The organism is Providencia sp. PROV_01, from assembly GCF_053098325.1.
On sequence record NZ_JBRFKD010000002.1, the window covers coordinates 138972 to 155837 of the forward strand.

Genomic DNA, 16866 nt, shown 5'->3' on the forward strand with positions numbered 1-16866 from the left:
TAATCATTATTTAAGGATAAGGAAAACACACTTCGCTATGTTATAAAATAAACACATAGTGTATAAAGCTTTATATACATCTTTGCTTTGCATGAATTAGGGATATCGATATGAATGTAATTAAAACTATTTGGCGCTGGATTATTGCAACCCCAAACCGTTTACAAATATTCTTTGATCTTCTGCTGTTAGTATTATCACCTTTTGTTTTTATTATGATTATTGGTTTTAATACCGAAGATCTTAGTAAAGACATTTTCATTATTACATTCATTATCCTCTGCTATACCTATATTACTCGCTGGTTCAGTAAATGGTTTAGTAAAGGTAGAAGCTAATAGCTATCTTATTTTCAGCCTCTTAGTCATTTTCTAGGGGGCTAAGTGTTTTGTACAGACAAAAAAAACACCTGCACAAGGCAGGTGTAAAATACAATCAGGTCTACAGACGGATGGTGCCTCACTCAACGTTTCGCCCGTTCGTTGATGGTAAGAGGATGAGCTCTTGATCATCTAAAGTGGACAATAGGCACCGATAATCGGCTTTGCGTCATCTCTGGGTTTATGAAGCTTCGCTGTCATAAGAAGTGAGATGAGCATCTACATATACAATAATGCACAATACGTGCCAACTTTTTTAAAACAGTATTTTTTTAGCTCACTCTTTTGGTTTCTTTCCTATCCCTCGGTTTTACACAACTATTTTTCTTCTTGGTAGTAAACCGCTCTATCTTTAAAAAATTCACTAATATGTTGCCCGAAACTTACCACTCTATTTTGTCGCAGTTTAGAGACATCATAAAACAGTTATTTATATTTCCTTATAAATCAACTAGTAAAGTGTCACCTTTTGACGACATTGATATGATGGGTTGTATCTATTTTACGACATAAGTAAGATAAGCTGCTAAATTACAAATAAAAACAAGCAATTAACCATACCCCTGTCATTCGTTGAAGAAACGCCCCCGAGTATACTCTAAGCAATTCAAGTTATGGCTAAGTGGCAAGTAAAGATATTCCGATGAGTACGAATAAGTATGTGATTTGGGTAGATGAACGAAGCCAATAACGCTACGGTTTGAAGTGTGAAGAGTGAAGAGTATAAAACGCAAAAAACCCGTCGATTAAGACGGGTTTCTTTAAATTGGTCGGCGAGAGAGGATTCGAACCTCCGACCCACTGGTCCCAAACCAGTTGCGCTACCAAGCTGCGCTACTCGCCGAAATTTTTGTAGTACTTATTAATAGTGAATAGTACTATTACATTTCTTCGTGGTGCGAAAGGGGGGACTTGAACCCCCACGTCCATAGGACACTAACACCTGAAGCTAGCGCGTCTACCAATTCCGCCACCCTCGCAATGTCACAAAAAAATGGGGTGGCTAATGGGACTCGAACCCACGACAACTGGAATCACAATCCAGGGCTCTACCAACTGAGCTATAGCCACCATAACTTCACTTTTTTCAAAGCGTTGCTATATTACTACATACAACGTCATTTTGCCAACCGTAGCGAAGCGCTAAAACTGGTGCGCCCGACAGGATTCGAACCTGAGACCTCTGCCTCCGGAGGGCAGCGCTCTATCCAGCTGAGCTACGGGCGCTTAACGCCGTTGCGGGAGAGGATAGTACGGATTTATCCTCCCGCTGTCTAGTCCTTTTTGAAATAAAAATATCGATTGCTTGCCTTTTATCCATTTCGTTGAGAAAGAGAGCATATTTACCCTCTTTTTCGCTATGCACCTAATAAAAATCTATCAAAACTTTGACGTTAAACTTTTCCGTTACGGTTATTGAACAGGCGAATGATGAAATAAAGGAGAGAAACACCCCCTAAGAAGATGGCTCCAACGATTAAAGATAAGCGAGTATCTGGGTTAATCGCCATTCCAATCAAGACGCAGGCTAAAAAGAGCAAGGTCGCATAGTTAACCCATGGAAAAAGAATCGATTTGAAAGGATGCCCTACAAGTTTTTCTTTGTTTTGTTGACGAAAACGGATTTGGCTAGTCAATAACACCAGCCAAGGCACCATTCCTGGTAACACACTCGCACTATAGACATAAACAAAGACTTTCTCTGGATTCGGTATAATGTAATTCAAGCTTGATCCCGCGACTAAGCATAGGATAGTAAAGCCCACGCAACGTGCCGGTACGCCATTTTTTGTTAATTTCAATAATGAGCGAGGCAATTGTTTATTTTGTGCTAAAGCGTACAGCATGCGCCCGCCACTATACATGCCACTATTGCAACCAGATAACGCCGCAGTTAACACCACAAAGTTAATTACCGCCGCTGCGGACACAATTCCCACTTTCGCAAAGGTAAGGACAAACGGGCTACCTTGTGAACCCACTTCCGTCCACGGAAATAGCGTCACTACAATAAAAATGGCGCCTACATAAAAAATTAATATGCGCCATAAAATATTATTGATCGCTTTTTTTAACGTGACTTGCGGATTTTTCGCTTCACCCGCGGTGATCCCAACCAGCTCAACCCCTTGATAAGAGGCCACAACGATACACAAAGCAAATAAAAAGCCTTTCCAGCCCCCGGCAAAGAAACCGCCATGTTCAGTGAGATTCGCAAGCCCAATCGGCTCAAAGTTATTACCCAGACCAAAAAAAATCAGCCCTAAACCAATTAAAATCATCACCACAATCGTAGTGACTTTGATCATGGCAAACCAAAACTCAAGCTCGCCATACAGCCGTACAGCGGCTAAGTTCGCTAATGCCACTAATACCACCGCGATAATGGCAAAAATCCATTGAGGCACATCAGGGAACCAATATTCGGCATATACACCAATCGCAGTGATCTCTGAAATACCAACAGCCACCCACATAAACCAGTAGCCCCAAGCAGTCAGGCACCCCCAAAACGGACTTAAGTATTTATAACCAAATGAAGCAAAAGAACCCGTTACAGGCTCAAGAAATAGCATTTCCCCCATTGAACGCATAATGAAGAAAACAAAAATCCCAGCGATGATATATGCCAGTAAAACCGAAGGCCCCGCCCATTTCAGCGTACTGGCCGACCCCATAAATAAACCAACGCCAATGGTTCCCCCGAGCGCGATAAGCTCGATATGGCGCGCTTCTAACCCACGTTGAAGCCCCTGCTGTGGATTTCCCATACATACCCCTGTCAAAATTAGATAATTAAAATGCAGTTTTAATTGAAACTCAGTTAGTAATAATCACTGCAATTATTCGAAAAGTATCAATTAGGCGATTAAAAAAATGCCATAGCCGCAAGATTGAGCACAAACTGATGCGAACATACTTATTTTTGAGGGATTATAGGAATATTTGAAGGAAGAGACCAGCTATTCGGAACCGTGCGAACTGTAAGTAAGCCTGTTAAGCCTACTTACAGTGAGTTAAATTCATTGAAAATAACAATATAAATCAAACTACTACAAAAACTACAGCTTACCACCGTAATAGTAGCCTAAAAATTTCAGTAATTTAAACTGTCGAGTAATACGGGAAGGTTGAGATAATAAGCGATATAACCATTCTAGACCTAAGTTTTGCCACACTTTCGGGGCGCGTTTAACATGCCCTGTAAACACATCATAAGTCCCACCAACACCCATATATAACGCATCTGGATACACACTTCGGCAATCCCGCATAAAAATTTCTTGTTTCGGCGACCCCATCGCAACGGTGACAATTTTAGCGCCACTTGCGCGAATACGTTCGAATAATGCGCTTCGGTCTTCAGCGGTAAAATAGCCGTTTTGCGAGCCAACAATGTTCACATTCCACTGCGAGCGTAGTTTGCTTTCTGTTTGCTCTAGAATCTCGGGTTTACCACCCACTAAGAAAACTGGCGTGCCTTCTTTACCGGCCCTTTCCATTAGCCCTTCCCATAAGTCAGCACCAGCGACACGAGAAACTTCAGCTTGTGGGTATTTACGACGGATAGCACGGACAATACTAATTCCGTCAGCATATAAATATTCAGCTTGGCCTAGTAATGTATTTAAAGCCGTATCTTGTTCAGCGATCATCACTTTTTCTGCATTAATCGCAACAAGTGTTCCCGTTTTTGTTTCTCCACCAGCAAATAAATAGTCTAAAAAATGGGCCATATTTTTAAAACCCCAAATATTATGACCACGAATACTATATTGTGGAATAGATGACTGTGTAACGGATGAAGACTGAGTTGATGACGATTCCATGATACTCCTTTAGCGGCTTTCACGCTGTTGGCTTCTTAAAAAAGAAGCTGTTTTTGTGCGAATAAGCCCTGCACTTTCAAATAACCAATACAGTAATTTTGCTAACACCAGACACAGTCCGAATATTAAGCAGAAGAAAACCACCCGTGAGACGAAAGAATCCACGCCTTCACGAGCCAAAACAATAATGTTGAAAATGGCGCCAAAACAAAATGCCTGCATAATGGCTGCCTTATAGCGATTTGGTTCTTTCAGGCTCATGCCATAGATCCAATCAAACCATTTGATGATAAGCCCCACAACTATAGCTCCGAGGGGTATAAAAATCACTCCGCCCATCACCACCAATGAACCAATCAGTGTTGGAGAAATTGCCAGCCCAGAATGGTTGTTCAGTACTTCCCACGTAAAATAATTGGCAGAGTTCAATACCGTGTCTGGGCGTTCAGGCCAAACCCAAGAAGGAATGAAAACATAAAAGTCACGGATAATCGGAGCTAGACCTTGAAAATCCATCTCATCATAATGGCTTAGTAGTAATGCTAAGTTTTCCCACGGGGAGAATGTATCCCGCGTTAAATACAAGAAAGTGTAATATGCTTCAGCACCACTGACATCTAAGCCATAGCGTTTTAAGGCTAACCAGAACATCCCTACAATACTGGCGACCCCAGCCGCGGCTAGCATCCACAGCGTAATCCAACCTCTGACAATCCCAATAAATAAGAAGAGTGCGAAAGCAATGATGATGTTCGCTCTCGTTCCTCCGACAATAACATAGGTCAAGAAACCAAATGCGACGGTACTAACGAGGAAGAAAATCCAGCGTTTCTGTGTTGGTCGCAAGAAATAAACAATCAACATTGCCGGTATGAAGAAATAGAAAAAGCGTTTTAATGCCACGCCAGAAACCTGGCTGGAGAAAATTTGGCTATAGGATTTTAGCTTAAATAGCAAAAAACCGTTCTGCATGAAAAAGATACCTACTGTCACGACTGCAACCAGTATCAATAACAGACAGGTTAGATTCGTTTCCACTTTGTTCATGCTAAACAACGCACGCCGTGGTGCGTCTGGTTGCCTAGAAAGTCGAGTTTTATAGGCAACATAATAAATCGCATAAAAACTAGTCGCTGCTAGTTGAGCGTAAAGTAAATAATCAGCCTTCACAACGGCAACATCAAATTGAAAAACTAACGCGCAGGTTAATGGGAAACCAAAGTAAAACGTCAATAAATACAGCATGGAAAAGAAAATATTGAAGTTAAACCGAGCCCGTAAAAACTCTTTGTATAACAAAGTACCAATAAAAATAATTGATATCAGGTAGACCAGTGCTAAGCCGCCCAATTCCGTCAGCGTCATGCTCGCTCCTCCACGGCACTGAGAACGGCTTTCCAGCCCTCAATAAAGTTGGGAGCAAAAAATTCAATATGGTGTTTATCTAATAGGCTCATTTGGCGCTGAGCTTCATCCACTAGCGGTGTCGTCAGGTTGTCACCATAGAAAAAGACTGGGACATTTTGAGCAGTTAAATCCTGCCAAAAGGTATTTTGACGGCTAATTACAAATGGAATGCCAAATTGGATTAGCAAACAAACGGTGCCAACACCTTGCTGGCGATTAAAAATAAAATAGCCAAGGTCACAGGTTTTGAGCAAATTAAGGTACTCGCTAAATTCCATGCGCTCTTTCAGGATTTCCACTTGCCCTGAGGTAAACTCACTACTCGCAGCCTGTTCAACTTGTTGGATATAACTTTGGTTATTGGCAGGATAGCCCATAGGGACAATAACCTTAACCTCATCACCAAATTGCTGTTTAATCGCACTCAGAGCCTCTACATGGCGATTAGAACGGTCACCTGAGTTACCCAGTAAAATAGTCAATTGAGAGCCTTCACGTACCTTAGGCTCGCTTATTGTCAATGCAGGGTCCATTCGGGTTGGGAAATACAACACTGACGCAGGCACTTTAGGGTTCGACTGGTGGAAATAGCACAAATCCCCACGTGTTGCACACACATGCCCTACTTTTTTCTGCGCTAAACGACGCAAAATATAGAATAACTTAAATTTTAGAGCGCTAGACTCTTCATAGAGGTCAGCTCCCCATATATGCCACCAAAACTGGTGGGATTTAATTTGCCCAAATAATAGTGCTAGCCAAATAGGGGCGTTAAATTGCCCATGAAAGAAAAAGCGAGTACGGCGGTCTGCCTTGGCACGCTGTATAACACTATTAGCAATGGCCTGTTTATTCGCAAAAACATCTATTTTTAGCTGAGGATAAGCGTCAGCAAGCTGCGCATCATCGCTTACCACCATAAAATGCGGCTTTGATGACGGAGCCATTTCTTGGCAAATGACGTCATTAAAAAACGTCAGTACCGTCTGGTTGTGGTGTGGGAGATTCGATCCCAGTACATGTATTAAGGTTGTCATGCTCGCCTACGGTAAATCAAAAATACGCAACAACATAAAGTAAAATAGACAATATAAGTGGCCATATAAGCCTGAGTTGCGCCTACTGCACCATGTTCAGGGATAAGCCAATGCGCAAAGCCCGTTAATAATATAAACTGACTAACTTCAGTGAGGACATAAAAACGCAATGCGGCTTTGGCAATGACCAAATAGCCAAATACGTACGCCCCCACTTTCAATACATCACCGACTAGCTGCCATGCAAACAGGTCTCTCATTCCGGTAAATTCTTTTGAGAACAGCAACCAAATCGCAAAATCACGTAGTAACCAAACCGTAAAACTCACAACGGCAACGGCAGGTAAAACAAATTTCAATACCTTAACAATCTCTGCGGAAATTTCATTTTTATGCTGCAAACGCGATAGCGTCGGCAATAAATACACTGAAAATGTCGCGGTAATAAACTGCAAATAGGCATCTGAAATGGTGGTCACACCGGTCCATAACCCCACTTCATCCCAACTATAGGTTTGGGCGAGCAGATTTCGCATCATGATATAAGCGACTGGCAGTGTGACTGCGGTTAGCATCGCCATGACCGTAAATTTGCCTAAATTAGTCGCAATCGCTTTGTCCCATGCTGGCTTCAATGACGATAACGCAAATTGCTTGCGTTTAATTATCATCCCAGCCGCAGGCAGTACCACTAGCGCAGGGACTAATGCTAACCCTGCTAATGCACCTTCATACCCGCCAACTAGATAGCATAAATAATAAGCAATTACACCAATTACACTACCAAAAATAATGGCTAATGCGTTTGCTGATGCGTCTCGGTAACCCTTCAAAATAGCCAAAAAATAGTTCGCATACGCGATACCCATTTGAATTAAGGCAACAATTTGAATAACCGAACTGTATTTTTCGCTATCAAATAACGCCATGCTGATTGGCGCACTGCAAAGCAAAAAGATAAGCGCAAGTAGCGCTGAAAACCCAAGAATAATCGTCGATGAAGTTCCCAGTACTGCACGTAATTTTTGTGAGTCTTGGTGGTGCTCTGCTACATATTTTGTGACGCCATTGAAAATTCCTGCACCTGATAATACCCCTAGTACAGTAATCAATTGGCGGAAGTTACCCGCCAGCCCCACACCGCTGGGGCCAAATGAGACTGCAAATAATTTAACAATTAACAGGCCCACCCCGATTTTAATCAGGGTAGACCCAGCAGTCCAAACCGATGCTTTAGCGAGAGACATTAGGCAAAGAACGCTTTGATTCGCTCAATGACTGTCTGCTGCTCGTCATCAGTCATGTTGTAGAACATCGGTAAACGCACTAAGCGGTCACTTTCTGATGTCGTGTATTTATCTTCACCATGGAAACGGCCAAACTCAATACCTGCAGGGCTCGTGTGCAATGCAACGTAGTGGAATACCGTCAAAATACCATGAGATTTCATGTAATCGTTGAATTCAGTACGCTCTTCGATATCTTTGAGTTTGATATAGAACATATGAGCATTATGTTTTAAGCCTTCCGGCACAGTTGCTAGGACTAAACGCCCTGCATCAACCAGTGGCTGCAACGCTTCATCATAACGTTTCCATAGTAGTAAACGGCGGTCATTAATTTTGTCTGCTTCTTCTAACTGCGCCCATAAGTAAGCCGCTTGCAAATCAGACAACAAGTAGCTTGAGCCGATATCACGCCACGTGTATTTATCGACTTGACCACGGAAAAATTGGCTACGATTTGTCCCTTTTTCACGGATCACTTCGGCACGGCTAATCAGGTCTTTATCATTGATAAGCGTAGCTCCACCTTCACCGCCTGAAGAGTAGTTTTTAGTTTCATGGAAGCTATAGCAGCCAATATGGCCGATAGTCCCCAGTGCTTTGCCTTTATACGTCGACATCACACCTTGCGCCGCATCTTCAATCACGAATAAATTGTGTTTTTTTGCGATAGCCATGATGGTGTCCATTTCGCAAGCAACACCTGCATAGTGGACAGGAACGATGGCACGTGTACGCTCAGTGATTGCAGCTTCAATTTTAGTTTCATCGATATTCATGGTATCCGGACGGATATCAACAAACACGATTTTAGCGCCACGTAATACGAATGCGTTAGAGGTCGATACAAAAGTAAAGCTTGGCATGATAATTTCATCACCTGGCTTAGTATCAATCAGGATCGCTGCCATTTCTAATGAGGCCGTACAAGATGGCGTTAACTGCACTTTTGGGCAATTAAATCGTTTTTCCATCCATTCTTCACAACGTTTCGTGAAGCCACCGTCACCACACAGTTTGCCACTTTCCATGGCTTGTCTCATATACTCTAATTCAGTACCTACAACGGGTGGTTTATTAAATGGAATCATGTTGTCCCCTGTATAACCAATAGGCGGTACTGGCAATTGCTGCACCGCTACGTGAATAAAGATTTAATGCCGCAACATTACTGATTTGCGTGGCCACATTTAACTGTCTTTTTTGGTGTTCCACACACCAATTAAATGCTGCTGACATCAACTTACGCCCCACACCTTGCCCTTTCGCTTCTGGCATTTTCGCTAGTAGGCCAACCCGTGCCGTTTCTGCATCAAGGTGCCGCAAACTCACGAAGCCCAATACCGCACCAGACGCATCTTTAACCAGTAAACAAGTGTGGTCAAACGTACCCAGAACTGATTTTTCTATCCACAACGCATAAAACTGCCCGCTATCACCATCACGGTACCAAGGTGCTCTAAAGCGGCTTTTGCTAAAGACAGACTCAGCGGCTTGCCGCAACGTAGGGATATCATCCACTTGTGCAACAATAACGTGGTCTTCCGCTGTTAAACCAGACTTTAAATAAGCATTTTCTGTGCCAATAGTAAGAGCGAAATCGATTTCACCTTCAACAAATGAAAACCCCATACCAGCTAAATCATCAATCAGCTGCGTTTCAGACGCTGCGACTTTTGCTTGCACGATATCGTATTCATCCATTTGATAAGCAAGGAGAGTTTCGAGGTTATCCCCTGTAAAATTCAACTTTGCTGTTGAGCGATGAAAAAATTCGCTCTCCCATGGCAAGCTCTCAATACTGGCGTGGACGGACACGTAATAAATCCTCTAAATATTGCCCATAACCTGTTTTTTTCAGCTGTTGCGCTGAAAAAGCGACTTGTTCGTCTGTCAACCAGCCATTACGCCATGCTATTTCTTCTAAACAAGCCACTTTGAAGCCTTGGCGTTTTTCAACGGTTTGTACAAAAGTACCCGCCTCAATGAGGCTATCGTGAGTGCCTGTATCCAACCAAGCAAAGCCACGACCGAGCAATTCAACGTTTAATTCACCACGTTCTAAATACATTTGGTTAATTGACGTAATTTCTAATTCACCGCGTTCAGAAGGTTTAACTTGTTTTGCAAATTCAACCACTTGTGAATCATAGAAATACAACCCTGTCACCGCCCAATTGGATTTAGGTTTAAGCGGTTTTTCTTCAATAGACAGTACTTTAAAATTATCGTCAAATTCCACAACACCAAAGCGCTCAGGGTCCATCACTTGGTAACCAAAAACGGTTGCGCCATTTACTCGTTTAGCAACAGATTTTAATTTTGGGCTAAATGAATGGCCGAAAAAGATATTGTCGCCCAATACTAAGCAGCATGAATCACCATTAATGAACTCTTCACCAATGATAAACGCTTGCGCAAGGCCGTCTGGTGATGGCTGTTCCGCATAGCTCAGCTCAATCCCAAACTCATGGCCATCCCCTAATAAACGTTTAAACATCGGCAAGTCGTCAGGGGTAGAGATAATTAAAATCTCACGAACTCCCGCTAACATCAAAACTGAAAGCGGGTAGTAAATCATCGGCTTATCGTAGATAGGCAATAACTGTTTAGAAATACCGCGAGTAATAGGATGCAAACGCGTTCCCGACCCTCCAGCTAATATAATACCTTTCATACTGTCACCTAATTTCCTAGACCTAAACGTTCGCCCGCATAGGAACCGTCTTGTACGCGACGCCACCACGTTTCATTGTTCAAATACCACTGCACCGTTTTGCGAATACCTGATTCGAAGGTTTCTTGTGGCGTCCACCCCAATTCGCGCTCAATTTTCGCAGCATCAATCGCATAACGCATATCGTGGCCCGGCCGGTCTTTCACATACGTGATTAAGTCACGGTAGTGCGCCACACCTTCAGGCTTTTGCGGACGTAGCTCTTCAAGCAGTTCACAAATCGTTTCTACAACGTCAATATTACGGCGCTCATTATGGCCACCGATATTATAGGTGGTGCCAGGTTGCGCGGTTGTAGCAACTAAATGTAGTGCTCGTGCATGGTCTTCAACAAACAACCAGTCACGAATTTGCTCACCTTTACCATAAACAGGCAGAGGCTTACCCGCTAAGGCGTTCAAAATAATTAATGGGATCAATTTCTCTGGAAAATGATACGGCCCGTAGTTATTTGAACAATTAGTGATCATCGTTGGCAGGCCATAAGTTCTTTGCCAAGCACGAACTAAATGATCACTCGATGCTTTCGATGCTGAATATGGGCTACTTGGTGCATAAGGCGTTGTTTCTGTGAAGAAACCATCAGGTCCTTCTAAGTCACCATATACTTCATCTGTTGAGATATGATGAAAACGGAAAGCTGCTTTTTTCTCATCATTCAATGCGGACCAGTAATGGCGTGCCGCCTCTAACAGTGTGTAAGTGCCCACAATGTTCGTTTCGATAAATGCCGCTGGACCATCGATAGAGCGGTCAACATGGCTTTCTGCCGCTAAATGCATCACTGCATCGGGTTGATATTTTTCAAAAACCGCATCTAATGCAGCTCTATCACAAATATTCACCTGCTCAAAAGCATAGCGCGGGTTGCTCGCAACCGTTGCGAGGGACTCTAAGTTACCTGCATAGGTTAAACAATCCAGAACCACTGCGCTGTCGTCAGTATTTTCAATAATATGACGAACAACAGCAGAGCCGATAAACCCGGCGCCTCCAGTGATTAAAATGCGTTTCAACGCCATACTCCTTTTGTATCCACAACCCATTTTTGTGGGATTGCAGAACCTTGGATGCCTTTGAACATATTGTGGTCAACTAACATTAAGATCACATCCGCTTCATTAACGGCTTTTTCAATCGAAACTAGCTCAGAAATACCTTTTAAAGAGGTTGGTAATTCGTGAATGTGTGGCTCAACTGCATACGTTTTACCTGGGTTCCAGTTCGCCACCATTTTGGTGATGTGCATCGCTGGGCTTTCACGTAAATCATCAATATTGGGTTTAAATGACAGGCCAAAACAGGCGATTGTCACTTCACTGGCTTTTTTACCCGTTTCCACTAAGCAATCGGCTACAGCCGCTTTTACTTGATCAACAACCCAAATTGGTTTGCCATCATTGACTAAACGAGCGGTATGAATAAGGCGTGATTGTTTTGGATTTTGTGCGACGATAAACCATGGGTCAACCGCGATGCAGTGCCCACCAACACCCGGACCTGGCTGCAAAATGTTAACACGTGGATGGCGGTTCGCGAGGCTGATTAATTCCCACACATTGATGTCTTGCTCAGCACAAATTAATGATAATTCATTCGCAAAAGCAATATTCACATCACGGAAGCTATTTTCCGTTAACTTACACATTTCCGCGGTTCTTGAGTTAGTAATTACACACTCACCTTCAAGGAAAATATTGTATAGCTCACTTGCGCGCAAAGAGGATTTTGGCGTCATACCACCAACAACACGGTCATTTTTAATTAATTCGACCATCACTTGGCCCGGTAACACACGCTCAGGGCAGTATGCCACATCGATATCTGCATCTTCGCCAGCTTGATGAGGGAAAGTTAAATCAGGACGAGCTGCGGCCATCCATTCGGCCATTTGCTCTGTTGTACCTACTGGCGATGTCGACTCAAGAATGACTAAATCGCCTTTCTTCAGCACGGGAGCAACGGATTCTGCGGCTGCACGCACATAGGCGAGATCAGGTTCGTGCTCGCCTTTAAATGGCGTAGGCACAGCAATCAGATAAGCATCCGCAGGTTGTGGCTTAGTAAAGGCTTTCAGGTGGCCTTCTTCAACCGCTTTTTTGACCACGATATCCAGTTCTGGCTCCACAATGTGGATTTTTCCCTGATTAATAGTATCAACGGCATGTTGGTTCACATCGACACCAACCACTTGTTTTTTACGTGATGCAAAGGCGGCTGCTGTTGGTAAACCGATATAACCAAGGCCAATAACAGAAATAGTTTCAAAACTCATAATTTCACCTGATTACTTTTCAATGCTGCAAGAATACGCTGACAAGCATGACCATCCCCATATGGGTTATGTGCGCGGCTCATTTCGTGATATTCCGCGTCATCTGTCAGTAACCGATTAACTTCTTTCACAATTTTTTGTGTATCTGTTCCCACAAGACGAACAGTACCTGCATCAACAGCTTCAGGTCGTTCTGTGGTATCTCTCATCACCAAAACAGGTTTACCGAGAGAAGGCGCTTCCTCTTGAATACCACCTGAGTCTGTTAGAATCAAATAAGCATGGTTCATCAAATAAACAAACGGTAGGTAGTCTTGAGGGCTAATTAAAATAATATTATCAATATCATGCAATATACGCTTAACAGGTTCACTCACATTTGGATTTAAGTGAACAGGGTAGACAACTTGCACGTCTGGATGCGCTTGTGCAATTTCTGCCAAAGCATGACAAATACGTTCAAAGCCACCACCGAAACTTTCACGACGGTGGCCTGTGACTAAAATCATTTTTTTATTTGAGTCGATAAACGGATAATTTGCGGCCAGTTTTTCCATCATATACTGGTCGCTCATGACTTTATCACGTACCCACAATAACGCATCAATCACACTATTACCGGTGACAAAAATATGGCTGTCAGGGATTGATTCTTTTAACAAATTTTGGCGTGAATTTTCGGTTGGGGCAAAGTGGTACATCGCTAAATGCCCTGCAATTTTACGATTTGCTTCCTCAGGCCATGGAGAATACAGGTCTCCGGTACGTAACCCAGCTTCAACGTGCCCAACGGGTATACGATGGTAAAATGCCGCAAGGCTAGTTGCCATCGTTGTCGCTGTATCGCCATGAACGAGAACAACATCCGGTTGAAAATCAGCAAAAACGCTTTTCAACCCTTCTAGAATACGACAAGTGATATCCGTTAAATCTTGCCCTGGTTTCATAATATTGAGATCGTAATCTGGCGTGATCTCAAACAGTTTCAGTACTTGATCTAGCATTTCACGATGCTGCGCTGTAACACAGACTTTGGCTTCAAAGTCTGCATCCCCAGCCAATGCATGAACCAGTGGTGCCATTTTAATGGCTTCAGGTCGTGTGCCGAATACAGTCAATACTTTCACAGTGACTCTCTTATATTTATCTTTCGCAGTGAGCTGCTTTTGTAATCTTAATAACTTTATATGCCACTGATGAATTCACCAGTGGCTTATCCCAAAATCAAGATGGGCGGCGGCGAGCAAGTACCACTCCGGCACCTACTAACATCCCTATGGCTCCCCACAGAACCATCATAAAGGCTCGACGAGGACTATCGCGTTTAACAGGCTCTTCTGGAGTTCGTAAATAGCGATATGCTTGAAAATTATCTTGGAGGGTGGGCCCTACGCTCAATGTTGATAACATGGCAATATTTTGGTCGTAATCACTGTCGTGATCGGGCCCGGTTGCTTTCAATGTTTCAATCTGTGCTTGTAATAAAGGGGCACCTAACATAAACATTTTAGAATCTGGAATTTCATCCACAGGTGTTGCGCTTTGATTACGTACAATACCTTGTTTTTCAGCAACTTTTAGTGCTTGCTCCAGCGCGTTTAAACGTCGTTCGTAAGCGGCCTTTGCCACCATATCTTCGCGTTTAACCAATGCTTTCATGGATTGCATCTTCGTTGCCCAAGTACCTTTAATTTCATCGTTAAGATTAGTTGTGGCACGTTGGTTAGCAAACTGAGTGTATTGACGTAATAGCTGGTTCGCATCTGCGGATGTTTCCGCCACTAATTTAATGCTATCGGTTAAATTTTTGACTTCATCTGCTGGCGTAAACTCAATATCGTTAATGAGCTCATCCAATAATGCGGCATCTGCTTTAGGGTCATTCTCTAAGCGCTGCTTATAGTAATCCGTAGTTAGCCAAAACTGACGACGTGTATCATAAGAGCCGAGCTGCTTTGTGAATTCTTGATAAGCTTCTTTTGCAATTGTCGGTAATTGCCCTTCTTGTCCCGTATTATTAATACGGGAATCGAGGTTGCGCAGAAACTGCTGCTGAGAATAATAACTTCCCAGATTATTGACGGTTGGTAAATCCGTAATTGCTGTCGCACTCCACTTAGGCTGCATAAAATAGGACGCTCCCAAGGCAATTGCAGCAAAAATAACGGCAAATGCAACGATCCAAATTTTACCTTGCCACAATGAGCGACATAAACCACGGATATCCAATTCCGGCTCTATTGGCGATTGATGCTGACTCGGTTGTGTTTCTGAGTTATTCACTGCACAGAACCTCTATTTTCGTTTTGTCGTTACCGTACTGCTCCTCTACGTGCTCTACGTCTCACTCGCTTAATAAAACGGGCGACTTTCCAAGCTCGTTTGATGCAGTAACCATACATCATAAATACAAGCAAAAATAATGCCAACATTACCCATTCAGGTACAAATGTTAAGTGCTCACCAATAATACCAACACACGCTAAAGCAGCCGCTGATAATGTAATCAGCACAAATGCCCCTTTTGGTGTAAAACCAGAACGCATAATTAAATGATGAATGTGCTGGCGATCAGGTGAAAATGGGCTCATACCTTTACGAATACGGCGATACATAATGGCAACCATGTCCATTAGAGGGATCGCAATAATCCATAAAGCCGTAACTGGGTTAATCGGATGGACTTCCTCTTGCGTCGAAGCCACAAGGATCCAAATAATCGTGAACCCAATCAGTGTACTTCCCGCATCCCCCATGAAGACTTTAAAACGGCGACCTAACACGCCTAAATTTAAAAGAATATAAGGAAGAATAGCTGCAATAAAGGCAAAACACCAAAATGCTAACGCATAGTTACCGTTTTGATATAGCAAAAAGCCGAGAGCACCAAAAGAAACAGAAGATAAACCACCGAGTAACCCGTCAATACCATCAACCATGTTAAAAGCATTGATTGCTGCCCATACTGCAAATAAGGTAACGATATAACCGAATGGGCCAAGTACGAGTTCCCATGGTCCAAAGGCATGACCGAGTGACTCAAGTTTCAATCCTGCCGCTGTCATCATAACAACGGCAACGACTGCTTGAATACCAGCCCTTAATTTCACACTGATATCAAACCTATCATCTAATGCGCCAATAAAGACCAATAACCCCGCACAAGCGATATATAGCCACTTATGAGGAATGTATTCACCTGTAATATAAAATGCAAAACAGATCCCAAAGAAAACGGAAATTCCCCCAACAAGGGGAACTAATCCTACATGTTTCTTTCTGAAATTAGGCTTATCAACCAACCCGATTTTTATTGCAACAACTCGAGCCAGAAAAATAAAAACTAATGAAAACAAGAAAACGTAGAAGAGATTGGTTACAAAGTGTATGGTGTCCACTGTTCGACTCTCTTAATCTTTATATTTAACTTTCAAAACTAAATTTTTTTTGGCAAATGCCGATAAACAAGCAGGAGCCAATGCATTATCATCTTGGTACTGAAATCTGCTATAAGACGAATCTTTATTCATAAAGAAATTCCTGCAACATTATTAGTTCTTACACTTTATTAGGGTGTTTGATTTAATAACGAAACATCCCGTAATTTTATACTGAATAGCTGCAATATGCATGCCATAAAAACAACACTCTAGAATCGAGTTAATCGACTGGTGCTTAAATAAGCACTCGATGATTAAATAATAAAGTGATGAAAATAAATTTAACACTAGTCACAAAACAAATATAAACATAACATTTTTCTTTTGATTCATAATGTTAACACCATATTACTGATATTTTTATAGTGCATTATTAATTTTTAATAAAAACTTCGCCTATTTATTTAACGTTATTTATAAACAAAGTAATAAAACATCATCTTAATCTATTGAAACTAAATCGGCAAAATATTA

Annotated in this window: 14 protein-coding genes and 4 tRNA genes; 1 reads left to right on the forward strand and 17 read right to left on the reverse strand. The window is 42.4% G+C overall.

Features of this window, described 5'->3' with window-relative positions:
- The first annotated feature begins 110 nt into the window (after positions 1-110).
- Positions 111-338 (forward strand): hypothetical protein, encoded by a 228-nt coding sequence (locus ACU696_RS01300; RefSeq protein ID WP_004906084.1) that lies wholly within the window; start codon positions 111-113, stop codon positions 336-338.
- Positions 339-1147: 809 nt separating this feature from the next.
- On the opposite strand, the gene ACU696_RS01305 is transcribed toward ACU696_RS01300, so the two are convergent.
- The 17 genes from ACU696_RS01305 to wecA all read right to left on the reverse strand — a co-directional run bounded on the left by ACU696_RS01305 (position 1148) and on the right by wecA (position 16350).
- Positions 1148-1224: transfer RNA gene (locus tag ACU696_RS01305), tRNA-Pro, on the reverse strand.
- Between the two features lie 50 nt (positions 1225-1274).
- Positions 1275-1360 (reverse strand) — tRNA-Leu (locus ACU696_RS01310).
- A gap of 15 nt (positions 1361-1375) precedes the next feature.
- A tRNA-His gene (locus tag ACU696_RS01315) sits at positions 1376-1451 on the reverse strand.
- 79 nt (positions 1452-1530) lie between these two features.
- A tRNA-Arg gene (locus tag ACU696_RS01320) sits at positions 1531-1607 on the reverse strand.
- Positions 1608-1774: 167 nt separating this feature from the next.
- On the reverse strand, positions 1775-3151 hold the full coding sequence (thrP, locus tag ACU696_RS01325; RefSeq protein ID WP_109912160.1) for a bifunctional threonine/serine APC transporter ThrP: 1377 nt from the start codon (positions 3149-3151) through the stop codon (positions 1775-1777).
- 291 nt (positions 3152-3442) lie between these two features.
- On the reverse strand, positions 3443-4210 hold the full coding sequence (gene wecG, locus ACU696_RS01330; protein WP_109912161.1) for a lipopolysaccharide N-acetylmannosaminouronosyltransferase: 768 nt from the start codon (positions 4208-4210) through the stop codon (positions 3443-3445).
- A 9-nt stretch (positions 4211-4219) separates the two neighbouring features.
- Entirely contained in the window at positions 4220-5575 is a 1356-nt protein-coding gene (wzyE, locus tag ACU696_RS01335) for an ECA oligosaccharide polymerase (protein ID WP_004907313.1), read from the reverse strand.
- Complete coding sequence (locus ACU696_RS01340) at positions 5572-6654, reverse strand: TDP-N-acetylfucosamine:lipid II N-acetylfucosaminyltransferase (protein ID WP_004907311.1); 1083 nt, start codon at positions 6652-6654, stop codon at positions 5572-5574. The genes wzyE and ACU696_RS01340 overlap by 4 nt, the downstream gene beginning before the upstream one ends.
- Positions 6651-7901 carry a lipid III flippase WzxE gene (wzxE, locus tag ACU696_RS01345; RefSeq protein WP_109912163.1) on the reverse strand — a complete coding sequence of 417 codons (1251 nt, stop codon included), beginning with the start codon at positions 7899-7901 and terminating at the stop codon, positions 6651-6653. Before wzxE ends, ACU696_RS01340 begins: the two co-directional genes overlap by 4 nt.
- Positions 7901-9031, reverse strand: a complete 1131-nt coding sequence (gene rffA, locus ACU696_RS01350; protein ID WP_004907307.1) for a dTDP-4-amino-4,6-dideoxygalactose transaminase — start codon at positions 9029-9031, stop codon at positions 7901-7903. Before rffA ends, wzxE begins: the two co-directional genes overlap by 1 nt.
- Positions 9018-9758 (reverse strand): dTDP-4-amino-4,6-dideoxy-D-galactose acyltransferase, encoded by a 741-nt coding sequence (gene rffC / locus ACU696_RS01355; protein ID WP_209102689.1) that lies wholly within the window; start codon positions 9756-9758, stop codon positions 9018-9020. The genes rffA and rffC overlap by 14 nt, the downstream gene beginning before the upstream one ends.
- The gene (gene rfbA / locus ACU696_RS01360) at positions 9736-10617 is read right to left on the reverse strand and encodes a glucose-1-phosphate thymidylyltransferase RfbA (protein WP_109912165.1); all 882 of its coding nucleotides are present in this window, start codon (positions 10615-10617) and stop codon (positions 9736-9738) included. The genes rffC and rfbA overlap by 23 nt, the downstream gene beginning before the upstream one ends.
- Positions 10618-10625: 8 nt before the next feature.
- Positions 10626-11699, reverse strand: coding sequence for a dTDP-glucose 4,6-dehydratase (gene rffG, locus ACU696_RS01365; protein WP_181937065.1), 1074 nt, complete (start codon positions 11697-11699; stop codon positions 10626-10628).
- Complete coding sequence (gene wecC / locus ACU696_RS01370; RefSeq protein ID WP_004907293.1) at positions 11690-12952, reverse strand: UDP-N-acetyl-D-mannosamine dehydrogenase; 1263 nt, start codon at positions 12950-12952, stop codon at positions 11690-11692. Before wecC ends, rffG begins: the two co-directional genes overlap by 10 nt.
- Entirely contained in the window at positions 12949-14079 is a 1131-nt protein-coding gene (gene wecB, locus ACU696_RS01375) for a non-hydrolyzing UDP-N-acetylglucosamine 2-epimerase (protein WP_109912166.1), read from the reverse strand. Before wecB ends, wecC begins: the two co-directional genes overlap by 4 nt.
- A 97-nt stretch (positions 14080-14176) precedes the next feature.
- On the reverse strand, positions 14177-15235 hold the full coding sequence (wzzE, locus tag ACU696_RS01380; RefSeq protein WP_004907286.1) for an ECA polysaccharide chain length modulation protein: 1059 nt from the start codon (positions 15233-15235) through the stop codon (positions 14177-14179).
- A 29-nt stretch (positions 15236-15264) separates the two neighbouring features.
- Positions 15265-16350: a UDP-N-acetylglucosamine--undecaprenyl-phosphate N-acetylglucosaminephosphotransferase gene (gene wecA, locus ACU696_RS01385; RefSeq protein ID WP_004907283.1), complete on the reverse strand. Its 1086-nt coding sequence runs from the start codon at positions 16348-16350 to the stop codon at positions 15265-15267.
- Positions 16351-16866 lie beyond the last annotated feature (516 nt).